This is a genomic window from Mesorhizobium sp. M0037, assembly GCF_040323635.1.
Lineage (GTDB): Bacteria > Pseudomonadota > Alphaproteobacteria > Rhizobiales > Rhizobiaceae > Mesorhizobium.
The window spans coordinates 34,323-59,982 of the sequence record NZ_JAMYVB010000002.1 but is presented as its reverse complement, the minus strand read 5'-3'; the positions used below and the strand labels follow the sequence as shown (position 1 = coordinate 59,982).

The following is a 25,660-nucleotide window of genomic DNA, read 5'->3' as shown; positions in this document are numbered from 1 at the left end:
GCGGGGGAGATGTCCGGCAGGACAGAGGGGGGTGGGCGGGAACTCACGCTATCGCGATTTCCATTTCGTCCAGCAGGGCACCCGCCGACCCTCAAACCTTGACCAGCTGCTCCACGCGATCCTTCGCCCCAAAAATCCGGAGATAGCGCTCGATCTCCTTCTTGTCGCCCGTCGCTTTCGCCGGATTGTCCGACAGCTTCACCGCCGGCCGGCCATTGGCCTCCGTCACCTTGCAGACCAGCGATATCGCATCCAGGCTGTTGGTTTCGGTCGGCGCGCAGCCTTCGAAATCGTTGGTGAGGTTGGTGCCCCAGCCGAAGGACATGCGCACCTTGCCCTTGAAGTGCCTGTAGGTCTCCTCGATGGTTTCGACCTCGAGACCGTCGGAGAAGATCAGCAGCTTCTGCCTGGGGTCCTTGCCCTTCTCGCGCCACCAGTCGATGATTTTTTCGCCGCCTTCGATCGGCGGCGCGCTGTCGGGGCGGAAGCCGGTCCAGTCGGCGACCCAGTCCGGGGCGTCGCGCAGGAAGGATGCGGTGCCGAAAGCGTCGGGCAGCACGATCAGCAGGTTGCCGCCGTAATAGCGCTGCCAGTCCTGCAGCACCTTGTAGGGTGATTCCTTCAATTCCTTTTCCGACTTGGCGAGGGCGGCAAAAACCATCGGCAATTCATGCGCGTTGGTGCCGAGCGCTTCGAGGTCGTTGTCCATCGCCAGCAGCACGTTCGAGGTGCCGGTGAAGGCTTCGCCAATGCCTTCCTTGAGCGCCTCGACGCACCAGCGCTGCCACAGGAAGGAATGGCGGCGGCGGGTGCCGAAATCGGAGATGCGGATGCCGGGCAGCGCCTTCAAGCGTTCGGTCTTGGCCCACATCTTCCCCTTGGCGCGTGCATAGAGCACGTCAAGCGCGAAGGGACCGAAGGCGCGCATGGCGGCGCGGGAACGAAGCTCATTGATGATCGCCAGCGCCGGGATTTCCCACAGGGTGGTGTACATCCAGGGACCGCTGAAGGAGAGCTCGTACTGACCGTCGCGCTTGGAGAGCTCGTAGTCGGGCAGCCGAAAACCTTCCAGCCAGGCGAGGAATTCCGGCTCGAAGATCTGCTTGCGGCCATAGAAATTGTTACCGCCAAGCCAGATCATCTCCTTCTTGGAGAAGCGCAGCGTGCGGGCATGGTCGAGCTGGTCGCGCAATTCGCCTTCGTCGATGTCGTCGGCAAGCCGCACCGAGGTAGTGCGGTTGATCAGTGAAAAGGTGGCGTCGACCTTGGGGTACATGCCCCAGATCATCTGCAGCATCAGAAGCTTGTAGAAATCGGTGTCGAGCAGGCTGCGGACGATCGGGTCCAGCTTCCAGGTGTGGTTGTAGACGCGCCGCGCTATATCAGTTCTTGCCATGTCCTGCCGTCGCCTTCGCTGCTCACGTCTTTCCTACGCAATTCCGGACGGGAAACCGCCGCACAGTTTTCCTGGAATTGCCGGGCAAGAGCTTATTAGCATTGAATTTTTGAAAGCGCCTCCCGCTTTCCGGGCTGGCCCGACAAAAAGCAGCCGCTCAGGTCCAGCCTCAACTCTTGGCGCCCACCACCCGCAGCGCCGGACGCTTCCTGCGGCTGCCGATGCGGCCGGCCACCGGCGCGTCGGCCCGGCTGTCGGCCTGTTCCTTTTCGGCAAACAGCCAGTCGACGAACAATTGCACGATAGGCGCCGAACGCATCTCGTTGCGGCAGACGACGTAGAAATCATCGACCGCCGGCACCGACAGGCTGAACGGCGCCACCAGCAGGCCCCTGGCGAGCAGCATGCTGGCGGTGACGGAATCGCCGAGCGCCACGCCATGTCCGTGCACCGCGGCTTCGATCGCCGTACGGGCGTCGCCGAGATGGTGGCGGCGGCCACGTTCGAGGTCGAGCCCATCGGCGGCGGCCAGCCAGGTGTGCCATTCGCGGCCATCATCGCCATGCAGGATGACATGGCCAGCAAGATCCCGGCAGATGCGGAGCGGCCGGTTGTTGATCAGCGTCGGGCTGACCACCGGGAACAGTTCGAGGCCCGACCATTTGCGCATCCAGCAATCGGTCCAGCTGCCGTCGCCATAGAGCACGCAGACATCGACCTGTGGGGCGCGGATGTCCTTGGGGTCGTTGGACGGGATCAGCGTCAACCTGATATCAGGATATTGCGCCATGAAGCTGCCGAGCCGCGGCGTCATCCACAGAAGCAGCAGCGCCGGCACGCAGGAGACCGACAGCGTACCGGCGCTCGCTGGCCTGGTCATGCGCTGGGTGGCGGCGGCGATGCCGTCGAAGGCGGTCGAGACCGCCGGCAGCAATTCGGCGCCGTGCGGGGTGAGCTTTACCCGCTGTCCGGTGCGTTCGAACAGTTTTACGCCGAGTGATTGCTCGAGCGCCTTGATCTGGTGGCTGATTGCGCCGTGGGTGACGTTGAGCTCACTCGCCGCCTTGGTCAGCGAGGCATGCCGCGCCGTCGCCTCGAAGGCGCGCAAGGGATTCAAGGGGGGCAGACGCTTGGCCATGAGCAACCGGATACTCTGTGAGATTTTCTCACAATCAGCACCGTAACAATATCAATTGATTTTTCAATGCGGCTGCCGGACACTTTGGCAGGTCAACAGCATCAATGACGTGAAATCTACAGGCAGCCAGCGGGACAGCGACCCGGCCGGATGATGGTCAGTTCGCAGATGTCGCCACGGCCGCATGCATCAGCCCGCAGGAGGAGACCGACATGGGTTATGACAGAGGCAAGCTGGAAGCCTTGCGCCGCAAGTATGGCGAGAGCCATGGCGGCGAGATGTTCGACCCGAAGTTCCGCAAGGTCGCGGACAAGATCTTCTCCAAGAGCGGCACAAGGCTGGCGCCCTATGCCGGCATCCCCACCTTCCTCGCCGCGCCCTACCGTGAAATCGCTGCCGACAATCCGGATTTCGGCGATTTGCAGGTGGCGATCATCGGCGTGCCGATGGATCTCGGCGTCACCAACCGGCCCGGCTCGCGCTTCGGGCCAAGGGCGCTGCGCGCCATCGAGCGCATCGGCCCTTACAATCATGTGCTGGAATGCGCGCCGACGCATGAGCTGCGCGTCGCCGACATCGGCGATACGCCGTTCCGCAGCCGCTACCGGCTGGAGGTCAGCCACGAAGACATCGAGCGCCGCACCAACCAGATCGTCGATGCCGGCGTGCTGCCGCTTTCGGTCGGCGGCGACCACTCGATCAGCCATCCGATCCTGAAGGCGGTCGGCAAAAAGGCGCCGGTCGGCATGATCCATATCGACGCCCATTGCGACACAAGCGGGCTGTTCGACATGACCAAGTTCCATCATGGCGGACCGTTCCGCAACGCGGTGCTGGACGGCGTGCTCGACCCGACCCGCACTATCCAGATCGGCATCCGCGGCTCGGCGGAGTATCTGTGGGAGTTCACCTATGAATCCGGCATGACGGTCGTGCATGCCGAAGAGGTGACGGGTCTCGGCATCCCGGCCATCATCGAGAAGGCGCGCAGAATAGTCGGCGACGGCCCGACCTACATTTCCTTCGACGTCGACAGTGTCGATCCGGCCTTCGCGCCGGGTACCGGCACGCCGGAAATAGGCGGCCTGACGACGCGCGAGGTGCTCGAACTGCTGCGCGGCTTGAAAGGTCTCAACATTGTCGGCGGCGATGTCGTCGAGGTGGCGCCGCAATATGACGCGACCACCAACACCGCCCATGTCGGCGCCCAGGTCCTGTTCGAGATCCTGAGCCTGATGGTGTTCAGCCCGGCGATCACCGGCAAGGGGGCCTGACGGATTTCACATGCAAAGGCGGCCGCCGCGCTGGAGCCGGCGGCCGTTTCCAAAACAAACAAGCTTCCAGAAGGGGAATACCAATGACAATCCAAATGAAATCAACCATCGCCGCCGCGCTGATGCTCGCCGGCCTCGGCTTCGCCTCCCCGGCCAATGCCGACGCCGTCGACGACATCACCAAGGCCGGCGCCATCAATGTCGGCATCTTCTCCGACTTTCCGCCCTTCTCCTCGGCCAGCGCCGATATGAGCATCAAGGGTTACGACGTCGACGTCGCGCAGGCGATCGCCGATTCACTCAAGGTGAAGCTCAATCTGGTCAGCGTCACCGGCCAGAACCGCATCCCGTATCTCACCGACAAGCGCGTCGATATCCTGATGAGCGTCGGCTATTCCAAGGAGCGCGAGGAGGTGATCGATTTCGCCGCCGCCTATGCGCCCTACTACATCGCCGTCATCGGTCCGGCAGCGCTTTCGATCAAAGGCAAGGAAGATCTCGCCGACAAGTCGATCGCCGTCAATCGCGGCACGCTCGAGGATACGTCGTTGACCGAAGCGGCGCCGTCATCGGCCGACATCAAGCGCTTCGACAACTACAATTCCGTCATCCAGGCCTTCATCTCCGGCCAGACCCAGCTGATGGTGGTCGGCAATGATGTCGGCGCCCAGGTGCTGGCCAAGCAGGACGCGCTGAAGCCGGAGCAGAAGTTCCAGCTTCTGACCTCGCCTTCGCATATCGGCCTCAACAAGAAAGAGGACCGGCTGAAGACGGCGGTCAATGATGCGGTTGCCAAGATGCTGGCCAACGGCAAGCTCGACGAGAGCTCGAAGGTCTGGCTGAAGACGCCGCTCAATCCCGACAACCTCAAGGATTGAGTTCTCGTGGCTTTTGCCTGGCTCCCAGGTGCTGTGGGCGACATCGCGCGCGGCGCGGCCACGACGATCCTGTTGATCGTCGTGACCACGCTCGTGGGCACGCTGCTCAGCATCCTGGGCGCTGCCGGCCGGCGCAACGGCCCGGTATTCGTGAAGCGCGCCATCGCGGTGTATGTCGAGGTGATGCGCAACACGCCGTTCCTGGTGCAGCTGTTCTTCATCTTCTTCGGACTGCCCAGCCTCGGCATAAGGCTCGATCCGATCCTGGCAGCCATGTTGGCAATGACGCTCAACATGGCGGCCTACACCATTGAAATCGTCGGCGCCGGTCTCGATGCCGTGCCCGGCGGACAGACGGAAGCCGCCTTGGCACTCGGGCTTCGGCCACGCCAGGTGTTTGTCAAGATCGTGCTGCCGCAGGCGCTCAAGGTGATCTATCCGGCGCTGACCAGCCAGATCGTCATCATGATGCTGGAATCGGCCGTGGTGTCGCAGATCGCCGTGCGCGAGCTGACCTATGAGGCCGACATGCTGCAAGCCCGCACCTTCCGGTCCTTCGAAACCTATTTCGTCGTGACCCTGGTCTACCTCGTCCTGTCCATGGCCTTGCGCCGGCTGCTGGTCACAGGCGGGCGCCGCGTGTTGGGGGCAGGTGTCACATGATCGAATTCACCCTCTGGGACATCGTTCGCAATCTGCTGCTCGCCGCCCGCTGGACGGTGCTGTTGTCACTGGCCGCCTTCGTCGGCGGGGCGCTGGTCGGGCTGATCGTGCTGTTCTTCAGGATCGCAGAGAATAAATGGAGCCAGCGGGTCGCTTCCGGCTACATCGCCCTGTTCCAGGGAACGCCGCTGTTGATGCAGCTGTTCCTGATGTTCTTCGGCCTGCCGATGCTCGGCCTGCGCATCGAGCCATGGACGGCAGCGGTGCTCGGCCTGACCTTCTTCGCCAGCGCCTATCTGGCCGAGATCTGGCGCAGCGGCGTCGATGCGCTGCCGCTGGGACAGTGGGATGCCGGCGCCAGCCTTGGCCTGCACCGCCTGCAGGAGCTCAGGCTGATCATCCTGCCGCAGGCGTTCTCGATCACAAGGGCGCCGATCGTCGGCTTCCTGGTGCAGTTGATCAAGTCGACGGCGCTGACCTCGATCATCGGCTTCGAGGAGCTGGTCAGAACCTCCAACGCCATCAACAACGCCACCTTCGAACCGTTCAAGGTCTACGGGCTGGTGGCGCTGATCTTCTTCGTCATGTGCTTTCCACTGACGCAATACGCCCGTACGCTCGAACAACGAGCGGCGGCCCACTGACGCCAGGCGGCGACAGTGCGTGAAGGGAACCTGCCGGAATAGAACGGCATCAACTGAGGAGAAACCAGATGAACAGACTGATTGGAAAATCCCTGACACGGCGCGGCGTGCTTGGTGCGGGCCTCGCTACAGCCGGCGTGCTCGCCATGCCGTCGATCCTGCGCGCGCAGGACAAGTCGCTGAAGGTCGGCGTCTATGGCGGCTATTTCAAGAAATCCTTCGACGAGCACGTCTTCCCCGATTTCACCAAGGCCACCGGCATTGCAGTGGAATCGGTCGCCGAGCCGACCGGCGAAGCCTGGCTGGTGCAGCTCGAACAAGCGTCCAAGGCCGGCCAGGCGCCGGCCGACCTTTCGATGATGTCGCAGACCTCGACGCTGAAGGGCCAGTCGACCGAATTGTGGACGCCGCTCGATACGTCGAAGTTCAAGCACTACAACGACCTCTTGCCGCGCTTCGTCAACAAATATCCGGATGGCCGGGTCGCCGGCATCGGCGCCGTCGCCTGGTGGATCACGCTGGTCTCCAACACCGATGTCTACAAGGATGCGCCGACCTCATGGGAGACGCTGTGGGACAAGGCCAATGAGGACAAGCTCGGCCTGCTGGCGCTTGCCTCGAACTCGTTCCTGCTCGAAGTGACGGCCAAGACCTTCATGGGCGGCACCAATGCGCTCGACACCGAGGACGGACTGAACAAGGCGTTCGAAAAGCTCGCCGAGCTCAAGCCGAATGTCCGGCTGTGGTATCGCGACGAGGCGCAGTTCGAGCAGGCGCTGAAGTCGGGCGAGATCCCGATGGGCCAGTATTATCACGACGTCACCGGCCTCGCGGTCGCCGACGGCTTCCATGTCCGCTCGACCTTCCCGAAGGAAGGCGGCATCCAGGACTCCGGCAATTGGGTGCTGTCGCGCGCCTCGACCAAGGTCGACGAGGCACATGCATTCATCGACTATATGAGCCAGCCGTCAATGCAGGGCCTGATGTCGCGCAAGGTCGGCACCACGCCGACGCTGAAGAAGGAGGTGCTTGATCTCAAGCCGGAAGAGTTCGCCGCGGTGTCGTCGGATATCGATCCGATCATTCCGCGCTACGACCTCTATACGTCGAAGGCCGACTGGATCAACCAGAAGTGGACCGAGCTCATCGTCGGCTGAGCCGTTCGATCCGCTTAAAAACTGATCGGCCGCCGGACCTCTTCCGGCGGCCCGTTAGAGCAGTTCACCGTTTCATGGAAACGGCGACCTACTCCAACTTTCTTGTTTGTAAGCAATTCCGGACGGAAAACCGTTACACACTTTTCCTGGAATTGCTCCAGCGCACAGCCTGAGAGGGATGAGCATGTCCGGACTAGACATCAACGCCGTCACCAAAAAATTCGGCAACTTCGCCGCCGTCGACAATGTGCAGCTCAACGTGCCGCACGGCACGTTCGTGTGCCTGCTCGGCCCGTCGGGCTGCGGCAAGACCACGCTGCTGCGCATGATCGCCGGGCTGGAGGAGCCGACCAGCGGCGCCATCGTGCTCGACGGCGAGGACATCACCCCGCTGCCGACGCACAAGCGCAATCTCGGCATGGTGTTCCAGTCGCTGGCGCTGTTTCCGCATCTCTCTGTCGGCGACAACATCGCCTATGCGCTGCGCATTCGCGGCGCCTCGAAGGAGGAGCAGAAGAAACGCGTCGACGAGTTGCTGGGCCTGATCCATCTGACCGGCTTTGCCGACCGCCCGGTGGCCAAACTGTCGGGCGGCCAGCGCCAGCGCGTGGCGATCGCCCGGGCACTGGCGCTGTCACCAAAGCTGTTCCTGCTCGACGAGCCGCTGTCGGCGCTCGACGCCAAACTGCGCGAGGCCATGCAGGTGGAACTGCGGCAGCTGCAGCAGCGGTTGGGCATCACCACCATCGTCGTCACCCACGACCAGCGCGAAGCCATGACCATGGCCGACCTGGTCGTCGTCATGGGCCACGGTAGGATCCTGCAGGCGGCGCCGCCCATCGAGATCTACCGCAAGCCGGCCGACGCCTTCGTCGCCGACTTCATCGGCATCACCAATCTGCTGCCGGCCGAGATCGACAGCACCGGGCGCACCACCATTCTGGGCACAGCCATTCCGGGCCTTGCCATGCCGGCGGGTCAGACCAAAGCGTCTGTTTCGGTTCGCCCGGAGGATGTGCATCTCGGCAGCCCCGGCGGCTCGGCCATCACCGGCGAGGTGAGTTTCGTGCGCGATCTCGGCGGCACCATCGAGACCTTCGTCGACGTCGGCGGCACCAGCATCATTGCGGTGACGACGCCGCGCGAGCGGCATGACGTGCCGGTCGGCGCCAAGGTCGGCGTAACATTGCCGCCGGCAAGCTGCGTGGTGCTCGGCGCATGAGACGCGAAGCCCCGAAGTCGATAGCCGACTACACGCCGCTGTTCTTTCCGGCGCTGATGCTGGTCGTCTTCTTCGTCGTGCCCTTCTCGACGATGATCGCGGTCAGCTTCTTCAAGCGCAACCCGTCCGGTTTCTACACGCCGGATTTCGTGTTCGACAATTACGCCCGCTTCCTGTCGGTGTTCTTCGGCGGCGTGCTCGGCTTTTCGCTGCTGCTGGCCGTGCTGGTCGCCGTCTGCTGCGTGGCCATCGCCTTTCCCTTCACCTACCTTTTGACCCGCCGGCCGCGCCGCGTGCAGACGCTGTGGCTGGTCGGCCTGTTATCGGTGCTATCGCTGTCGGAGGTCATCATCGGCTTTGCCTGGTCGACGCTGTTTTCGCGCACCGCCGGCATCACCAATCTGTTCGTGGCGATCGGGCTGATGGACAAGCCGGTGGCGTTGCTGCCGACTTTTGGCGCCGTGCTGACCGGCATGGTCTACCAGGCGCTGCCCTATACGATCCTGGTGCTGTACCCCGCCCTCGTGCGCCTCGATCCGACATTGCTCGAGGCCGCGCGCACGCTCGGCGCCTCGCCGATCCGCGCCTTCTTCAACGTCGTCGCGCCGGCGCTCAGAAACACCATCGTGGCGACGCTGATCATGGTCTTCGTGTTCGCCCTCGGCTCCTACCTGCTGCCGCAGATTCTGGGACGGCCGCAGCACTGGACGCTGTCGGTGCTGATCACCGACCAGGCGATCTACCAGTCCAACATGCCGTTCGCGGCCGCAATGGCGGTGTTCCTGGTGCTGATCTCGCTGGCGCTGGTCGGATTGACACTGCTCGTCGGACGAAGGGAGAACGCCCTATGACCGCGACCTTGCTGCGCCGTGTCTATTTCACCATCGTCGCGCTGTTCCTGGCGGCGCCGCTGATCGTCGTCGCCGGCGTGTCGGTGAATTCGCGGCAGGAGCTCAGCTTCCCCCCGGTCGGCTTCTCGCTCGCCTGGTACGCCCAGATCTTCACCGATCCGGAATGGCGGCTGGCGCTGATCCATTCGGTGACGCTGGCCGTCTGCTCGGCGGCCATTGCCGTGGCGGTCGCGCTGCCCCTGGCCTGGTTCCTGTGGCGGCGCATCGCGCCATGGGCGAACATCTTCCAGGTGCTGGGGCTTGCCCCCTTCATCCTGCCGCCGGTCATCACCGCGCTCGGCTTCCTCTCCTTCTGGGCGACGGTCGGGCTGTTCGGCCAGTTCTTCACCGCCATAATCAGCCACGCCATCTTCTTCGTGACGCTGCCGCTGGTGACGCTGTCGCTGGGCTTTGCCTCGATCGACCGCTCGCTGGTAGAGGCCGCCGCCACCATGGGCGCCGACGACCGCACGGTGCTGAAGACCGTGGTGCTGCCGCTGATCCTGCCCTACCTCGTCTCGGGCTACGCCTTCGCCTTCGTCTTGTCGCTCAACGAATACATCGTCGCCTACATGACGATCGGCTTCACCACCGAGACGCTGCCCATCAAGATCTTCAACGCGCTGCGCTACGGCTACACACCGACCATGGCTTCGGTGTCGGTGTTCTTCGTCGCGGTGGCGGCACTGGTGTTCGGCTCGATCGCCAGGTTCGGCGATATACGCAGGCTGCTCGGCGCGATGTCGTCGGACGGGAGCTGATTGCATTCATGCGATAGCACCTCTAGAGAATTGGTCAGGGCTCCAACGCCATCAACAACGTCACACCTTCGAACTGTTCAGTGGTCGGCCTGCCCGCTCGGGTGGCGAAGTGCAGTGTCACCGCAATCTTTGAATGAGCCAAAGGAAACTAGCGCGGAAAAATCCTCGAGCAGCTCCATCTCAAGTTGATGACCGGAGGTCGACCCAAAAGTGATGAAGTTCAAAGGGTGATACCGCACCTAACCGGGTCAGATCATGTGACGCAAAATGCAGTACTGAGGATCCGGAAAATGGACCGGGTTTAGGGAGTGCCGTGAGGCCTGCTTGAGCGAGTTGTTGCGTCACTTCACTCCAGATCGGATGGACATCCATCGACTGAACATAACCGATCATGGCACCTCCGATGTCGTCCTTTCCATAGAGGTGAGATTGATCGACAAATCGGTTGACCCCATGGGCGACATAGTTCGCGTTCAATGCCCATGTTCCGATCGCCTGACCTAGGCGCTTGCACTCGACGACGTATGCCCGTGTCGCGCGACCAAGATCCTCTGCCTGATCGTCCTGAAAGCTCCACTGAAAGTCTGGGCGCTTATTCTCACGCGGCGTTCTTTCTGGGTCGTCCGGGCTCGGTTGATTATTGGCCTCAGCCATTGGCGCGAGTGTCCATGTATGTTCGTGGCTCAGTGTCGGGCGCGGAAGCATATTGAATAGCGCCTTCTGCCTTTCAGCGGCAATGCGATGCATTCGGAAAAACAGATCACGGTTGAGATCGTTTTCGCACGAGGTGCCGAAGCCGCTGTCGTCCGCCGCAGCCGCGAGACTCTCAAGGCCCGCACGAACAACATCCTCGACCTTCTCGACGAACGAGGGCCACAAATTGATCGCAATAGCGGCCAACCCGGTCATTCGCGGTCACCCATTGGCACGCGAAGCCAGCTGAAAGAATAACGCTTCTGCGTCCTCACGCGCAGTGCTCGCGGTCCATAGTCGTCGTGCATTTTGTTTGATGATGATAAAACTGTCTGCCGATACTGTCCTGATGGCGCGCTTCGTGTAGAAAGCCGGCGAGAGCGGTTGGTCAAGAGCCTTTGCGCAACGCGCGACGACGGATCGCCAAAAGTCGGCGTCCTGCTTCTTTTCGCTCTGCGGACCGGTTAGGGCAAACACGACCGCGATTGCGTCTCGCGCCGGCGAGGCAATCGCCTGCCAATGCAGCTCGGAACTCTTTGGCAGTTGGGCGTTCCAGGTATCCAAAAACGCACGGAGATAAGGCTGCAATCCTTCGCGTATCGGGGCCTCCGGGAGATCCGCGAGGGTTCCATGTGCGACTTCGGGGAATGACAGACGGTTTGTCGATTTCGCTTCCGCCCCCTTCCAGTACAGGTCGTGGCTCTCGGCCCAGAAGTCTTCCACTAAGTCCCGCTCTGCCTCAGATAACTCAAACAAGTCGAAAATGGCGTTGTCGAGCTGGCATACCCACGGCTCTTCGGATTCTTTGTGGGGAAGAATGTCGAATAGGCCAGATGTCGAACGGGTTACCGGTGGAAGTTCGCGCAGCTGATCTACCGCCCGCACGATGCGTGCTGCCGCGTTGTTGTGTTCCGATCTGGACATGCCCCAGGAGGGCCTGAGCCGAACAGGAACGCGCAGCAGGTCGCGCGCCGTCACCTTGTCATGCCATCCGCCCCAGCTTCCAGCAGTCATGAACAGAAGATATCGACCAAGCGACGACCACAGCACACCGAGGGCCAGTTTCGCCTCGGTTTCAGACAGATGCGGTAGCGGAATGCAATAAAAGCTGTGGCGGAACGAGAATCCCTGGCTTTCGAGCCGGGCAACAGGGCCGATCGGTTCTCTGACGCCATGGGTGATAACCAGACGCTGCCCGTCATAGATTCGCTGATCGGGATCCCGCTTGATTCCAGTCGGCGGCGGGAGAAACCAGCTGTCGTCTAAAGGACCAAAGCGCTGAACCTTTCTGTTATTAAGCTCAAACAGGACCGCGAGCCTCCCCGTCGGCGCGGTGCTGCCACGCTGCCAGCCGTAGCGAGACTTCGGCTCCGTACCCTTGACGACCTCCCCAAGCGACCGCTCGAGCATAAGTCTGGACACCAACGCGGCATCGTGATGCCCGCCCCACCAGAAGACTTTCCAAAGATGATCTCCGTCTGCCAGGTCGCGTTGCGCCACGACCCGCCGGTCGAGCGGAACGGCGGCGATGGACCGCAATCGCTCGACGGGCCCCGCCCGCCTCGCATTCCAGAGCACCACCCTCTCATCAGGGGACGGCGACCGGTTCTCGGCCAAAAGAAATGCGAAGGGCGCAACAGCCTTGGCGAAAAATACGCGCCGCACATGCGCCATGTTCACAACCTGCCTGAGCGTCGCGCGCTCAAGGAGAGACTGGCGAAACCCTCTGCTGGTATCCCGGTCGTTCCAGAATATCTTCATGCCGATGAGCAGGCCAAGGGTCCCGCCTTCCCGAAGCATCGTGAGGGCGCGATGAATGAACAACTGGGAATACGATCCCTCGCCAGCGGGGAATTTGAATGCGGCGGCCCAAAGGCGGGGAATTGACTTCTCGGAGGGCGCCTCTTGCCAGGGAGGATTCCCAACCACCACGTCGAAGCTGGCGAGAGAGAGATCTAGTGTTCCGCCGCTGGCGAGTAAGCGCCTGTCATCCGCACGGCCTTTATAAGCCTTGTTGGCCTTTACACGCTCGGTAAGGAGCTGCTGCTCGTCAACGGTAAGGGCAAACGCGTCCGAGACCAGCAAAATGCCATAGTGGCTCTCGCCGCGCATGCCACTGTGCAGGAGATGGGGCAGCGGACCGCCCGAGGCGATGTCGGGCGGCTCCTGTTGGTCCAGCAGCGCTAGATATAGGCTAAAGGCTGCTACGCGTGCGGCCTCCGCATTTATCTCCACCCCGAAGATGCGATGCCGCAGAATATAGCGTAACTCGTCGGGCGACAGCTTTCGCTTTCGCTCCTGTGCTTCGTAGCGAACGATCCGCCGAAAGGCCTCCACGAGGAAGATGCCCGATCCGCAGGCCGGATCAAGGATCGTCGGTTTGAGCGCCAGACACGCTGGCGTCAGGGTGCGGCGCAGCGCATCATGAACAAGGTTTGCGGGCGTATAGTGAGTACCGGCGCCGTGCTTAAGCTCGTCTCCCTCAGGCGCATCCTCTTCAAGCACCTCCTCAATGTGTTCGACGATGAGGGATGTCTTCGACTTAGAATGAAAGTCTCGGCTGCTTTCACCTTGCCCCGAGGCGGCCTTGTCGCTCGTCTTTTGACTGAGGGAGTCGTGATAGAATTGCTCGTAGATGCTGCTGATAAGTGCGAGTGGAACTACTTCGAAATCATAGGCCCAGAAAAAGAGGGGCTGCTGCCCGGCTTGTATTTCTCCAAGAAGAAATGCCCGTAGCAGCTGCAACGCGGCATGATCGAACCTTTTCTCCCGTGCCTCTCCAAGCGCAAACAGGTCACCGTTGAAATCTTGAGCCAAGCTCTCGAACAAAGCGTGCGTGAAGCCGGCATCGCGGAGCACCCTGTCATACAGACGCTGCTTTCCCGGTGGGCCAAGCACGGGTATGACACCCTCGGCGTTGAGCGCACGCTGCCAGGCAACGTGTCTGCCAGCCACCCGCTCAAAATAACCTCGCGTCAGTACTCCGCGATCCTCCAAATACCGCACGAGGATGGATCGACCGATGAGCGCGTGGGCCTCAGCCATAGACAGGCCCGTCGACTCCAACTGCGCACGCACATGCCTCAGGTCCTCGATGAGCCGGCGGTCAGCACGCGCAGGTGCAGAACCGCCCACTTCCATCAGCCCCTGCAGATCGGGACCGTATCCGTCGATTTCTTGCGTAAGGCTAAGCACGTCGGCAGCCGAGGACAGCACCCGCCACGGGTCTTTTGGGGGACTTCCGCGCCTGGGCGGCAAATCGAGATCGTAGATGCGAAGCTCGTCCGGAAGCGCCACGAACAGGCAACGCGGCTCTGACATGCACCAAGCACGTCGATAAAGCTCACCCAGAGCTGCTTCATCCGGCGCCTTGCGGGCGTCAGTGAACACCGCGACCGGATCGCCGCGAACGAAGAGCACCTTTTCGGCTCCAAGTCTCTCAGCGAGGCCCAGCCATTCGCCGAGGTCAGTCCAGCGCTCAACGGAGCTGTCGTGTTCGCGAAGCGCACCGGGTTCTGACACCGCATCAAGGAGGTCATCCGACCGGTCCGAAAAGCTACTGTATATCTGATCAAGGAGCGCACGGCCTTTGCTATCCACAGCGTGCCCCCATCGCGATCTGCATGGCTCGGTGTTCCATCAGACGGGGCCCCATTCAGGAATATGGGCGGCGTGCTCAGCGGTCTGCATCATGTCCGGTCCGCAGCACGCGCGGGAGCGCAAATTGTTTCGTTTCCGTCGCATCCAAGAGGCGAACGAGGGCTTATTCCACGAGAGCCCCGGCTTGTGCCACTGCGTGAGATCTCAATGGCTATGGTCTTCGCATCTAAGCTGACGGAAACCTCACTTTGGAAGATATGCTGATATGCTGCACCACTATGCACGACTACGGCAACGAAGGGAATCCCGTTCCTGAGCCGCGCCTATGCTGTTCGGAACTTTGCGGCTGGTAAACAGCGCAAGACGCGGATCGTTCAGGGCTCAGCCACAGCCAAAGATGCGGAGACGGCCTAAAGGCGAGATCAGGATGACCGATTCGGGCGCTTGGCGGACGGGTTTCGCAGGCCGATCAGAAGGCGCCGTCGGACGAACCACAGTGGAAGGACATCACGCCGGCAACCACCGGCTGTCCGTTTCAATGCCCGAACACCAGTGGCGGCGCCAGTCGGTCCCGCCGCAGCCAGCGTGCGAGCAGCAGCACCGCCACCACCGCCAGGCCCGACGCCAGGCCGATCCAAATGCCGACGCCGTGCAGGCCGAAATGGAAGGCGAGCAGCACGCCGAGCGGCAGGCCGATGCCCCAATAGCCGATGGCGGCATAGATCATCGGCAGCTTGGTGTCGTGCAGGCCGCGCAGCATGCCGGCGGCAACGGCCTGCGCGCCGTCGAAGATCTGAAACAGCGCGGCAAAGGCCAGGAACGACACGGCCAGCGCGATCACCCTGGCGTTCGCCGGATCGGTCATATCGATGAAGGCGCTGATCAACAGATGCGGCCACAGCACCATCACCAGCGCCATCAGCGCCATGGACGAGACGCCGATGACGAAGGCGGTCCAGCCGGCGCGCGAAACGCCTGCCGGATTGCCGGCGCCGTGGGCCAGCCCGACGCGCACGGTGACGGCCTGGTTGAGACCGAGCGGCACCATGAAGGAGATCGAGGCGATCTGGATTGCGATAGCGTGCGCGGCGAGCGAATCCGCATCGATCAGGCCCATCAGCAGGGCTGCTGCATTGAAGATCGTCACCTCGAAGGCGAGGATGCCGGCGATCGGCATGCCGAGCCGCAGCAGACCCTTGAAGCGCGGCCAGTCGGAGCGCCAGAAGCGGCCGAACAGGCGGTAGCGGCGGAACTTCTTCTCCAGCATCACCACGGCTGCCAGGCCGCAAAACATCAGCGTGCTCGACAGCGTGGTCGCCAGCCCCGAACCGGCGATGCCCATCGAGGTGACGCCGAGATTGCCAAACATGAACACCCAGTTGAAGAAGGCGTTGCAGGCGACGGCGACGAAGACGATGATCAGCGCCCAGCCCGGCCGCTCCAGCGCCGAGATGAAGGAACGCAGCACGATATAGCCGTAGAAAGGCAGCACCGCCCATTCCAGCCAGCGCAGATAGATGCCGGCCTGATGTGCCAATGCCGGCTCCTGGCCCATGGCCAGCAGAATGGCCTCGCCATGCCACAGCACGATCCAGATCGGGATCGAGATCAGGATCGCCAGCCACAGCCCTTGCCGCACGGTGCGGCGCAAATCGCGCACCGAATAGCGGCGGCGGCCAAGCTCGGTGGCGATCATCGGCGAGGTCGCCAGCATCAGGCCGAGGCCGAAGATCAGCGGCATGAAATAGAGGTTGGCGCCGAGCGCGCCGCTGGCCAGCGTGTCCGCGCCCAGACGCCCCATCATCATGACGTCGGTGGCGGTCATCGCGGTCTGGCCGAGATTGGTGAGCACCATCGGCCAGGCCAGCGCCAGCGTCGCCCTGATTTCCTGACGCCAAAGATTTTCCGGCGCACGAGCGCCGGCTTCGATCGCAGACATTGTCCTGCTCTTTCCGATTGCGGCGCGTCGGCAACGAGGCCGGAAGCCGCACTTCCAAACGGCAAAACCTTCGGTTTCGCAGCGTTTGCGTCGTTCTATTGGACGAAATGCGACATGAAGGCAAGGGAGGACGGGCAGCCGGCGATTGAGCCAGAGGCGGGAACCCTCTTATCCGGCTGCCTTTGGATCAGCCGATGCTTTCGCCGCCGTCGATCACCAGTGCCTGGCCGGTCATGAAGGATGAGCGGTCGGAGACGAGGAACAGGATCGCTTCGGCGATCTCTTCGGCGCTCGCCCAGCGGCCCATCGGAATCTTGGTGCGGACATAGGTCTCGATCGCCTCGCGTCCGCCCATCTGGGCGATGAACGGCTCGTTGAAGGGCGTGTCGACCCAACCGGGGCAGAGCGCGTTGACGCGCACATTGTGCCGGGCATAGTCGAGCGACATCTGCCTGGTCATCGCCACAACCGCATGTTTGGAGGTGGCATAGGCGATCATTTCGCGATCGTAGAACACGCCGGAATTCGAGGCCGTGTTGAGGATGACGCCGCCGCCTTGCGCGACCATTGCCGGCATGACCAGCCGCGCGGCCAGGAACTGCGCCCGTACATTGATGCGCCAGGACGCATCCATACCATCGACTTCGACCTCGGTCAGCGCGCCGCCGACCTGGATGCCGGCGTGATTGTGCAGAATGTCGATGCGGCCATTTTTGCCGAGAGTGCCTGTGATGAGCTGCCCTACCGCGGCGTCGTCAGAGACGTCGGTGACAATGGCCTCGGCCTGCCCGCCAGCCGCGCGGATACTCGCCGCTGTCGCCTCGCCGCTGGTCTTATCCCGGTCGGCGATGACCACCAGCGCGCCTTCCCTGGCCATGATCATGGCGCCGGCGCGGCCGATGCCGGAACCGGCGCCCGTCACCACGGCGATGCGGTCTTTGAGGAGCATGAATTTGTCTTTCAGCTGGATGGCTTGTTCAGTTTGACGGCTGGCGCTGGCGCAGCTGCCATTGGGCAAGCACCACCAGAAGAACCGAGGCGACGAGCACGATGGTGGCGATGGCGTTGATTTCCGGCGTCACGCCGCGCCGGATCGAGGCGAAGACATAGATCGGCAGCGTCGTCTGCGCGCCGGCGACGAAGAAGGCGACGATGAAATCGTCGAAGGAGAAGGTGAAGGCGAGCAGGAAGCCGGCGATCACCGCCGGCATGATCTGCGGCAGCACGATCGAGCGAAACGTCGTCAGCGGCGTGGCGTAGAGATCGCTCGAGGCCTCGACCAGGTTGCGGTCGAGGCTGGCGAGACGCGTGCCGACGATCATCGTCACCAACGCCATCGAAAACAGGCCGTGGGCGGCGATGATCGATCCATAGCCGAGCGACAGGCGCGGCGGCTGGTCGTTTGGCCAGATCGAGGCGAGGAACGGGTTGAGCACGCCAAACAGCTGGACCAGCGCGACGAGCGTCGAGATGCCGATGACGACGCCGGGAACGACGATCGCGGCACCCATCAGCGCGTCGAAGACGGCGCGGGTTCTGAGCCCGACCCGCGCCAGGCCGAGTGCGGCTGCCGTGCCGCACACCGCCGCCAGAAGGGCGCTGGTGGTGGCGATGAACAGGCTGTTCTTCAACGCCTCGACCAGGAACGGGTTCGACAGCGCCGTGCCGTACCACTGCACCGAAAAGCCGGTGAACTCGCTGGCATGGCGGCCGGCGTTGAAGGAAAACAGCACGACCAACGCGATCGGCAGATAGAGGAAGGCGAAGACGGCTGTGACGAAGGCGCGCATCAGATCAGATCCACCCTGCGGGCGCCCGACACCCGTGTCGAAATGCGGTTTGCCGCGATCAGCACCACCACCGAAACCGCCACCAGCGTGATGGCGATGGCCGATCCGAACGGCCAGTTGCGCGACTGCAGGAACAGGTCGACCAGCGCGTTGCCGATGAAGAACACCTTGCCGCCGCCAAGCAGGGTCGGGATCAGGTATTCGCCAAGCAGCAGGATCATGACCAGCGAGAAACCTGTCATCACGCCCGGCAGCGACAGCTTCAGGGTGACACCCAGAAAGGTCGAGAGCGGCGTCGCGCCGAGATCGGCGGAGGCCTCCAGCAGCCTTCGGTCGAGCCGCTCGAGACTGACATAGATCGGCAGGATCATGAGGGGCAAATAGCCATAGACGATGCCGAGCAGCACGGCGCCCGGCGTGTTGATCAGCCTGACATCCTCGATGCCGACAAAGGCCAGCAGCGCGGGAATGCCGCGTCCGCCCAGAATGTACATCCAGGCATAGGTACGCATCAAAAGGCTGGTCCAGAACGGAATGACGACGAGCGCAAGCAGGATCAGCCGCCAGCGTTGCGGCGCCTTCAGGGCAAGGTAGTAGGCGACGGGGTAGGCGACGAGCAGGCAGGCAAGCGCGCCCACCGGCGCCAGCATCATCGTGTTCCAGAAGGCAGTCGCCCGCGCCGGGAGGTTGGCATATTGCGCCAGCGTGAAGGCGGCCTGGTAGCCGCCCTCCGGCGCCCGCTCGCCGACGCTGAACACGGCAATGGCGACGAACGGCAACACCAGAAACACCACCAGCCACGCTGTAGCCGGAGCGAGCAGCAGCGCTGTCAGGATGTTATACCGAAATCTGTTGCCGTGCATGGAAACCGCCCCGATGCCGGCGGACATAGGCCCACCGGTTTCCGTTTGCGTCAGGCCGGCCTCAAGCCGACTTGAAGCGCGCCATCAGCTCGGCGCGGCCGGGATCGGTCAGCGTCGCCGCCGCACCGAATTCCAGCGGTGTCAACAGGTCGGCCGCCGGATAGAGGATCGGATTGTCGAGCACTTCCTTGGGCAGCAGCTTGTTGACGCGTGCGTCGGTCGACGGCGCGCCATTGGCGAGATGCTCCTTCACCGCGACGTCGGGGGTCATCAGATAGTTGAGCAAGGCATAGCCGGCCGGCTTGTTCGGCGCGTCCTTCGGGATGGCGTAGAAATCGGTCCAGATTTCGCCGCCCTCCTTGCCCAGCACATAGGCGATCTCCGGGATATCGCGATGCAGCTGTGCGCCATCATTCGTCCAGCACATGGTCATCCAGGCGTCGCCCGCCCGCATGCCCGGCTGGTAGTCGGACGAGACCGCGAACAGATGCGGCTTGACCTTGAGCAGCAGCTCCTCGGCCTTGGCGAGTTCGTCCTGCTTCAGCGAGTTGAAGGAATAGCCGTAATATTTCAGCGCGTTGCCGATGGTGGTCAACTGGTAGTCGTGCACCATGGTGCGGCCATCGCCCTCAGCCATGGCGACGTCCCAGAATTCCTTCCAGCTGGTCATCGGCTTGGCCAGCTTCTTGGTGTTGACGGCAAAGCCCGTGGTGCCCCAGTTCTTCGGCACCGCGTAGGTCGTGCCGTCGATCGTGCCTTCCGAGGTGAAGCGCGGGTCCTCCTGGGAGCTGTCGAAATTCGGCAGCTTGGCCATGTCGAGCGGATCGATGATGCCGAGTTTCTTGTAGGTCGAGATCGTGTAGTTGGTCGGCACGAACAGGCTCCAGCCCGAGGCGCCGGCCTGCAGCTTGGCAAGCATCTCCTCATTGGAGCCGAAGACGTTGACCTCGACGGCGACGCCGGTGTCCTTCTTGAAATTCTCGAAGGTCTGCGGGTCGTGGTAGTTCGGCCAGGTGGCGATCGACATGCGGTCGCCAAGGTTTTCGGCGGCAAAGGCCGGCGTCGGCATGATGCCGAGCTCGCGCGCCATCACCGCGGTTGCGATGCCAAGGCCGGTGAGGCCGAGGAAGTCGCGGCGGCCGATCGAGCCGCGCTTCAGGCGCATCAGCTGGTCGACGAAGTTCTCAGGGCTAATCGGCAGTCCGTCACGATATGATTTCGACATTTTTTGCTACCCTCTGGTTGGTCCCGTTGTTCTTGGTCTCCGGAAACGCCAGCGGCGTCCCGGAGGCAAAGCCGATGGCGACGGGTTCACCCGGCTTGAAGAGGTTGCCATGGCCGATCACATGGTCGGCCTTGGCCAGCAGCGTTCCGATGCCCTGCACCTCGATGGCGTATTCCGCCGTCGAGCCCAAGAAGATCCGGTTGCGCACGATGCCTTTGAACGGGCTGCCTTCCGTGGCGCCGAGGCTTAGCGATTCAGGGCGCAGGCTGACAGAAACGGTCTCGCCCTGCTGCAAGGCGGTTCGTTTGCGCGCGGCAATGACGGTTCCGTCCGCCAGCGCCACATTGACCAGATCGCCTGTATGCCCGGCAACCTTGCCGCTCAACAGATTGGTCTTGCCGACGAAGTCGGCGACGAACAGGTCGGCCGGCTCGTCATAGATCTCGCTTGGTTGCCCGAGCTGTACGATGCGGCCGCCGTTCATGACGCAGGCGAAGTCGCTCATCGACAGCGCTTCCTCCTGGTCGTGGGTGACCAGCACGAAGGTGATGCCGATCTCGCGCTGCAGGTTCTGCAACTCGATCTGCATGTCGGTGCGCAGTTTCTTGTCGAGGGCCGCCAGCGGCTCGTCGAGCAACAGCACGGCCGGCTTGTTGACCAGTGCGCGCGCCAGCGCGACGCGCTGCTGCTGGCCGCCGGAGAGTTCGTGGATCTTGCGGCGGCCATAGCCGGCGAGCCGCACCATTTCGAGCGCCTCGCCGGCGCGCCGGCCGATTTCCTGCGACGACAGGCGCGGCCGTGCCTGGCGCAGCCCGTAGGACACATTGGCTTCGACATCGAGATGCGGAAACAGCGCGTATTGCTGGAACACCATGTTGACCGGCCGACGATAGGGCGGCGTTCCGGCCATGTCCCGGCCACGGATAAACACCTGGCCTTCGCTCGGCTGCTCGAAGCCGCCGATCATGCGCAGGCATGTGGTCTTGCCGCAGCCGGACGGTCCGAGAAGGGCGACAAAGGCGGAGGGCGGCACAGCCAGATCGATGCCGCTGACAGCGGTCACGGCGCCATAGCGCTTGGTGACGCCGCGAAACTCGATGTCGGGCACTGCGGTCAAAGTGCTGGCTCCAGCAACAGGGCTATTTCAGGACGCTACCAGAGCCAATGGCGGCTAGTATATACCTCGCAGGTGGTATATCTGATCTATTTTCTCGTTTGAGGGGGTATAGGTTGAGTGCGTCCCGCAGCGACGAATACAGCCGGCTCGCAGCCCTTGTCGCGGCAACGCGAGAGACCAGCGGCGAAATGTTCGGCCAGGCAATGGTCGATTGGCTGAGCCAGCATGTCAGCTTCGACCACTGCGTGATCTTCGGCTATCGCGGCGCATCGCGACCGCCGCTGCTGTTCGAAACCTTCTCGCCGGCCGAGAGCCATGTCTTCGTCACGCTCTATCAGGAAGGACCTTATCTGCTCGACCCATTTCATCACGCGGCGGTGGAGCGCAAGGAGGGGTTCTGGCGCATGCGCGAGCTGGCGCCCGACCGCTTCTATGCCAGCGAGTATTTTCGCACCTATTATAGCCAGACAAGGCTGGCCGAGGAGGTCGGCTTCTTCGTGCCGCTGCCCGGCAAGGATGCGCTGGTGCTGTCGCTGATGCGATTGCACGCCTCGGGTCCCTTCGGCACCGCCGATGCCAGGCTGCTGCGCGACATGGCGCCGGCGGTCATCAACTTCGCCCGGTTGCGCTGGCCCGCACTTGCGGCCGAGGAGCAGGACGAAGCGGAGCAGGGCGAGACGATCGCCGCCGTCAACGAGTTCGACCGCGCCCACATTTGGGAAAGCCTGTCGCTGACCCCGCGCGAAAAGCATGTCGTCGATCTGGTGCTGCAGGGGCATTCCACCGAGTCGATCGCGAGAGCCATGCGCATCGTGCCGGGAACGGTGAAGGTTCATCGCCGCAACATCCATCGCAAACTCGGCGTCAAATCCCAGGCCGGGCTGTTCGCCCGCTTCATTGAGATCATCGAGAGCCGGCGTTGAAATCGCTGAGGCAGACATCGTTCACTTGCGGGCAACAGACTGCTACGGATTACCCGAAACCAGTCGCTTCCTCATACGCCCCGGAGAGCAGACGATGGCATTCAGGCGCAGAAAGAACACGGCCGCGATCCCTCGCACGGTGCCGGCTTTCGAGCACATCGTCACCGAGGCGAGCGACAGTTTCCTGTGGCGGCTCGACGACTATCCCTGGGAGCGCAATGTCTGGAATTTTCATCCGGAATACGAGATCCATCTCCTGAGGAAGTCTTCCGGGGTCGCGCTGGTCGGCGATCACATTGGCGAATTCGGGCCGGGCTACCTGAGCATCGTCGGCGGCGGGCTGCCGCATGACTGGGTGACATCGGTGCAACCCGGCGAGCTGATCGAAGGACGCGACATCGTGCTGCAATTCGATCCGCAGCGGCTGCGCGGCTCGGCGGGACTCCTGCCGGAGCTGCGCGAACTAGAACCGTTCCTGGAGCGATCGCTGCGCGGCATCGTCTTCCATGGCCGCGCCGCGCTCGACGGCGCTGCGCTGATGGAACGGATGGGCACCGTGCACGGGCTCGCCCGGTTTTGCCTCTTCCTCGAACTGGTCGATCTGCTGGCCAGGACAGACGAATACGAGCTTTTGTCCTCGCCGGATTTCTCACCCGCGCTCGACGCAACCTCGCTGGACATCATCCAGCGCACGCTGACCTATCTCTTCCAGCACTTCGCCGAGGACCTGAAGCTGCCGGAGGCGGCGGAGCTGGCGGGGATGAGCGAAAGCACGTTTTCGCGCTTCTTCCAGAAAAACACCGGCAACAGTTTCAGCGACCACATCGCCAAGCTCCGGCTCTGGCAAGCCTGCAAGCTGCTGGCGGACACCGATATTCCGATCACCGACATCTGCTTCCAGGTCGGCTACATGAACATCTCCAACTTCAACCGCGCCTTCCTGCGCAAGCACCGGATGACGCCCTCATCCTACCGCAAGCTGTCGAAGCAGCGGATGACGATGCGCGCCTGAAAACCGGCCTTCCTCACTCCATCGGTACTCATGTGACAGAGGCCGTGCAGTCGGGCCGGATTTTGCAGCGCACAATGCATAAAAGTACAGGTCTGCTGCAACGGGGCTTCTAGCGCGGCCTTTAGCAACTCCTCATTTTGGCGATGGGTGGCTTGTCGCTCGGGCGATGGCGAGGATCGCGCAACCGAAGACTTCCGCTTCCTGCGACTGTTCCTGGAGGAGAAAATCAATGAAACCAATTCGGCTCGCTGCGAGCATAAGCGCAGCTTTCATGCTTACCACGACCCTCTCGACCATGGCGCTGGCGGCGCCGGTCTGCTCGGCGCCGGTCAAGGTGCTGGCGCAACCGCGTGACGGGCTGACGCTGCTGGAGGCGTCCAAGGACGAGTTCCAGAAACTGGCCGGCGCCAGCTTCCAGATCGACTATCTCAACGAGAACGACCGCCGGGCAAAGTCGCGCGCCGATGCGTCCACGGTCGGCAACTACAACGTCTACTATGTCGACGAAGCCAATGTCGCGCTGTTCGCCTCGTCGAAATGGATCGTGCCGCTCACCGACTATTACCCGGCTGACTACGACTACGCCGATTTCGACCCGGGCCGGCAGAAGGTCGCCACCTATGACGGCAAGGTGTGGTTCGCGCCGCTGACCGGCGGCGGCGACCTGATGGTCTACCGCAAGGACATTCTGGAAGCCGCCGGCATCCAGCCGCCGAAGACGCTGGACGAGTTGATCGCCGACGTGCCGAAGCTGACCGATCCCGACAAGGGCATGTACGGCATCGCGCTGCGCGGCGCGCGCGGCTCGGGCGCCAATGTCTGGCGCTGGATGCCGTTCTTCAAGGCCTATGGCGGAAAATGGTTCGACGGTGACAAGCCGGCTTTCAACTCCGAGGCCGCGGTCAAAGCGACCGAGACCTATCTTAAACTGTTCAAGGATTCAGCGCCCGGCACGCAGACCGGCAGCTGGGATGAATCGACCGGCGCCTTCCTGTCGGGCCAGGTTGCCATCTTGGTCGAATCGACGCCGCTGTCGGGCATGGCGGTCGACCCGAAGACCTCGCAAGTGGTCGGCAAGATCGGCTTCCTGCCGCCGCCCTCGCCACTGACCGGCGGCGGCTACGGCCACGGCCTCGCCATCGCCGCCAAGGCCAATGCCGATGACGCCGCGAAGCAATGCGCCGGCCTGTTCATCGCCTGGGCGACGTCGAAGGAGAACGAGAAGCGCCGGCTCGACGCGCACCAATTCGGCGAGCTCAACCGCACCAGCGTGCTGTCCAGCAAGGAGTTCGCCGACATTTACGGCGCCGATCTCGGCCAGGCGCTTGCCGATACCGGCAAGGTGACGGCGGTGAACTTCTGGCAGGATCCGCTCTGGCCGGATCTCGGCGACCGCTGGGGCATCATCCTGGAAGAGCTGGTCACCGGCACGCGCACCGACGTCAAGGGCGGCCTCGACGAACTCGAGGCCTACGCCAACGAGCTGGTGAAGAAGAAGTAATCCTCCCGCCCGCGGCGCGCGGTCCACGGCATTCGACTGGATGCCGGGACTGTGCGCCGCGGGTCTCTCCAAAAAGGCACAGCCCGAGGATAGGCAATGCGCCGACGCTCTTCCCTGCCCGTGACGTTTCTGGTTCCGACGCTCGCCATTCTTCTGGTGCTGTCGATGGTGCCGACGCTCTACGCCGTCGTCATTGCGCTGCAGAACCGCGAGCTGAGCTCGTCGGACTATTCCTGGGTCTGGCTGTCGAACTTCATCGACCTGTTCGCCGACCGGCGTTTCCTCAACGCGGTCTGGGTTTCGGTGAAGTGGGAAATCGTCACCGTGGTGGCGACGATGATGGTGGCGATCGGGCTCGGCGTGCTGATGTTCGAAGTAGCGTCGCCGCGGCTGCGCAACATCTACTGCCTGCTGTTCATCATCCCGGTGCTGTTGCCGCGTGTCTCGGCGGCCTTCGTGTGGAAGTTTGCCTATCATCCGCTCTACGGCATCGCCACCTATCCCTACAGGCTGATCACCGGCGGGCTGATCTTCGACCCGCTGTCGAAGCCGTCGACGGCCCTGTTTGCCGTCGCCTCGGTCGATGTCTGGCAGTGGGGACTGTTCTTCGCGGTCATCGTGCTGAAGCTTCTGGAGACCTTGCCGCCGCAGCCGATCGAAGCGGCGCGGCTCGACCACGCCAAACGCTGGCAGATCCATGCCTATGTGACCTTGCCTATGCTGAAGGCGCCGCTGATCAGCCTGATGTTCGTCAAGATGATCGAATCGCTGCGCTCCTTCGACCTGATTTATGTGATGACGCGCGGCGGGCCGGGCGTGGCGACCGAGACACTCGACATGTACGCCTTCTCGCAAGGCTTCATCGAGTCCGGCAAGGTGTCCTATGCCTCGGCCATGGCGGTGCTGATGATGATCGCGACTGTCATCACCTTCACCATGCTGTGGAAGCGGGTGCAGGCATGAGGCCGTATCGC

At 62.7% G+C, this 25,660-nt stretch carries 22 protein-coding genes; 12 read left to right on the top strand and 10 right to left on the bottom strand.

Annotation, left to right across the window (positions count from 1 at the left end; translation table 11 throughout):
• Positions 1-91 precede the first annotated feature (91 nt).
• On the bottom strand, positions 92-1,396 hold the full coding sequence (gene pncB / locus NKJ78_RS04625) for a nicotinate phosphoribosyltransferase (RefSeq protein WP_023683568.1): 1,305 nt from the start codon (positions 1,394-1,396) through the stop codon (positions 92-94).
• A 169-nt stretch (positions 1,397-1,565) separates the two neighbouring features.
• On the bottom strand, positions 1,566-2,534 hold the full coding sequence (gene gcvA, locus NKJ78_RS04620) for a transcriptional regulator GcvA (RefSeq protein ID WP_023671280.1): 969 nt from the start codon (positions 2,532-2,534) through the stop codon (positions 1,566-1,568).
• Positions 2,535-2,746: 212 nt separating this feature from the next.
• Between gcvA and speB the strand changes: the two genes are divergently transcribed.
• The 8 genes from speB (at position 2,747) to NKJ78_RS04580 (ending at position 10,023) form a co-directional block, all read left to right on the top strand.
• The gene (speB, locus tag NKJ78_RS04615) at positions 2,747-3,808 is read left to right on the top strand and encodes an agmatinase (RefSeq protein ID WP_023714542.1); all 1,062 of its coding nucleotides are present in this window, start codon (positions 2,747-2,749) and stop codon (positions 3,806-3,808) included.
• A gap of 83 nt (positions 3,809-3,891) precedes the next feature.
• Positions 3,892-4,686, top strand: a complete 795-nt coding sequence (locus NKJ78_RS04610) for a transporter substrate-binding domain-containing protein (protein ID WP_352460783.1) — start codon at positions 3,892-3,894, stop codon at positions 4,684-4,686.
• A 6-nt stretch (positions 4,687-4,692) separates the two neighbouring features.
• A complete protein-coding gene (locus tag NKJ78_RS04605) occupies positions 4,693-5,349 on the top strand; it encodes an amino acid ABC transporter permease (protein WP_023683571.1) in 657 nt (218 codons plus the stop codon).
• A complete protein-coding gene (locus NKJ78_RS04600) occupies positions 5,346-5,993 on the top strand; it encodes an amino acid ABC transporter permease (protein ID WP_023711356.1) in 648 nt (215 codons plus the stop codon). Before NKJ78_RS04605 ends, NKJ78_RS04600 begins: the two co-directional genes overlap by 4 nt.
• Positions 5,994-6,061: 68 nt before the next feature.
• Positions 6,062-7,150: an ABC transporter substrate-binding protein gene (locus NKJ78_RS04595; protein ID WP_023671275.1), complete on the top strand. Its 1,089-nt coding sequence runs from the start codon at positions 6,062-6,064 to the stop codon at positions 7,148-7,150.
• A 184-nt stretch (positions 7,151-7,334) separates the two neighbouring features.
• The gene (locus tag NKJ78_RS04590) at positions 7,335-8,372 is read left to right on the top strand and encodes an ABC transporter ATP-binding protein (RefSeq protein WP_023671274.1); all 1,038 of its coding nucleotides are present in this window, start codon (positions 7,335-7,337) and stop codon (positions 8,370-8,372) included.
• Positions 8,369-9,223, top strand: coding sequence for an ABC transporter permease (locus tag NKJ78_RS04585; protein WP_023671273.1), 855 nt, complete (start codon positions 8,369-8,371; stop codon positions 9,221-9,223). Before NKJ78_RS04590 ends, NKJ78_RS04585 begins: the two co-directional genes overlap by 4 nt.
• On the top strand, positions 9,220-10,023 hold the full coding sequence (locus tag NKJ78_RS04580) for an ABC transporter permease (protein WP_023671272.1): 804 nt from the start codon (positions 9,220-9,222) through the stop codon (positions 10,021-10,023). The genes NKJ78_RS04585 and NKJ78_RS04580 overlap by 4 nt, the downstream gene beginning before the upstream one ends.
• A 180-nt stretch (positions 10,024-10,203) precedes the next feature.
• On the opposite strand, the gene NKJ78_RS04575 is transcribed toward NKJ78_RS04580, so the two are convergent.
• From NKJ78_RS04575 to NKJ78_RS04540, 8 genes are all read right to left on the bottom strand, one after another.
• The gene (locus NKJ78_RS04575; RefSeq protein ID WP_050589744.1) at positions 10,204-10,932 is read right to left on the bottom strand and encodes a hypothetical protein; all 729 of its coding nucleotides are present in this window, start codon (positions 10,930-10,932) and stop codon (positions 10,204-10,206) included.
• Positions 10,933-10,938: 6 nt separating this feature from the next.
• Positions 10,939-14,316 (bottom strand): Eco57I restriction-modification methylase domain-containing protein, encoded by a 3,378-nt coding sequence (locus NKJ78_RS04570; protein ID WP_352562379.1) that lies wholly within the window; start codon positions 14,314-14,316, stop codon positions 10,939-10,941.
• A 535-nt stretch (positions 14,317-14,851) separates the two neighbouring features.
• Positions 14,852-16,255: an MATE family efflux transporter gene (locus NKJ78_RS04565; RefSeq protein WP_352460780.1), complete on the bottom strand. Its 1,404-nt coding sequence runs from the start codon at positions 16,253-16,255 to the stop codon at positions 14,852-14,854.
• A 187-nt stretch (positions 16,256-16,442) separates the two neighbouring features.
• Positions 16,443-17,204, bottom strand: a complete 762-nt coding sequence (locus NKJ78_RS04560) for an SDR family NAD(P)-dependent oxidoreductase (protein WP_352562378.1) — start codon at positions 17,202-17,204, stop codon at positions 16,443-16,445.
• A 28-nt stretch (positions 17,205-17,232) separates the two neighbouring features.
• A complete protein-coding gene (locus tag NKJ78_RS04555) occupies positions 17,233-18,045 on the bottom strand; it encodes an ABC transporter permease (protein ID WP_023671267.1) in 813 nt (270 codons plus the stop codon).
• Positions 18,045-18,935 (bottom strand): ABC transporter permease, encoded by an 891-nt coding sequence (locus NKJ78_RS04550; RefSeq protein ID WP_196813865.1) that lies wholly within the window; start codon positions 18,933-18,935, stop codon positions 18,045-18,047. Before NKJ78_RS04550 ends, NKJ78_RS04555 begins: the two co-directional genes overlap by 1 nt.
• A 34-nt stretch (positions 18,936-18,969) precedes the next feature.
• Positions 18,970-20,133, bottom strand: coding sequence for an ABC transporter substrate-binding protein (locus tag NKJ78_RS04545; RefSeq protein WP_352460778.1), 1,164 nt, complete (start codon positions 20,131-20,133; stop codon positions 18,970-18,972).
• Positions 20,114-21,250, bottom strand: a complete 1,137-nt coding sequence (locus NKJ78_RS04540) for an ABC transporter ATP-binding protein (RefSeq protein ID WP_352562377.1) — start codon at positions 21,248-21,250, stop codon at positions 20,114-20,116. The genes NKJ78_RS04545 and NKJ78_RS04540 overlap by 20 nt, the downstream gene beginning before the upstream one ends.
• A 113-nt stretch (positions 21,251-21,363) precedes the next feature.
• Here NKJ78_RS04540 and NKJ78_RS04535 point away from each other — a divergent pair, with 113 nt between their 5' ends.
• The 4 genes from NKJ78_RS04535 to NKJ78_RS04520 all read left to right on the top strand — a co-directional run bounded on the left by NKJ78_RS04535 (position 21,364) and on the right by NKJ78_RS04520 (position 25,649).
• Positions 21,364-22,173, top strand: coding sequence for a helix-turn-helix transcriptional regulator (locus NKJ78_RS04535; RefSeq protein ID WP_352460777.1), 810 nt, complete (start codon positions 21,364-21,366; stop codon positions 22,171-22,173).
• A gap of 94 nt (positions 22,174-22,267) precedes the next feature.
• Entirely contained in the window at positions 22,268-23,185 is a 918-nt protein-coding gene (locus NKJ78_RS04530) for an AraC family transcriptional regulator (protein WP_023671262.1), read from the top strand.
• 229 nt (positions 23,186-23,414) lie between these two features.
• On the top strand, positions 23,415-24,686 hold the full coding sequence (locus NKJ78_RS04525; protein WP_352562376.1) for an ABC transporter substrate-binding protein: 1,272 nt from the start codon (positions 23,415-23,417) through the stop codon (positions 24,684-24,686).
• Positions 24,687-24,782: 96 nt separating this feature from the next.
• Positions 24,783-25,649: a carbohydrate ABC transporter permease gene (locus tag NKJ78_RS04520; protein ID WP_352460776.1), complete on the top strand. Its 867-nt coding sequence runs from the start codon at positions 24,783-24,785 to the stop codon at positions 25,647-25,649.
• The last annotated feature ends 11 nt before the right edge of the window (positions 25,650-25,660 follow it).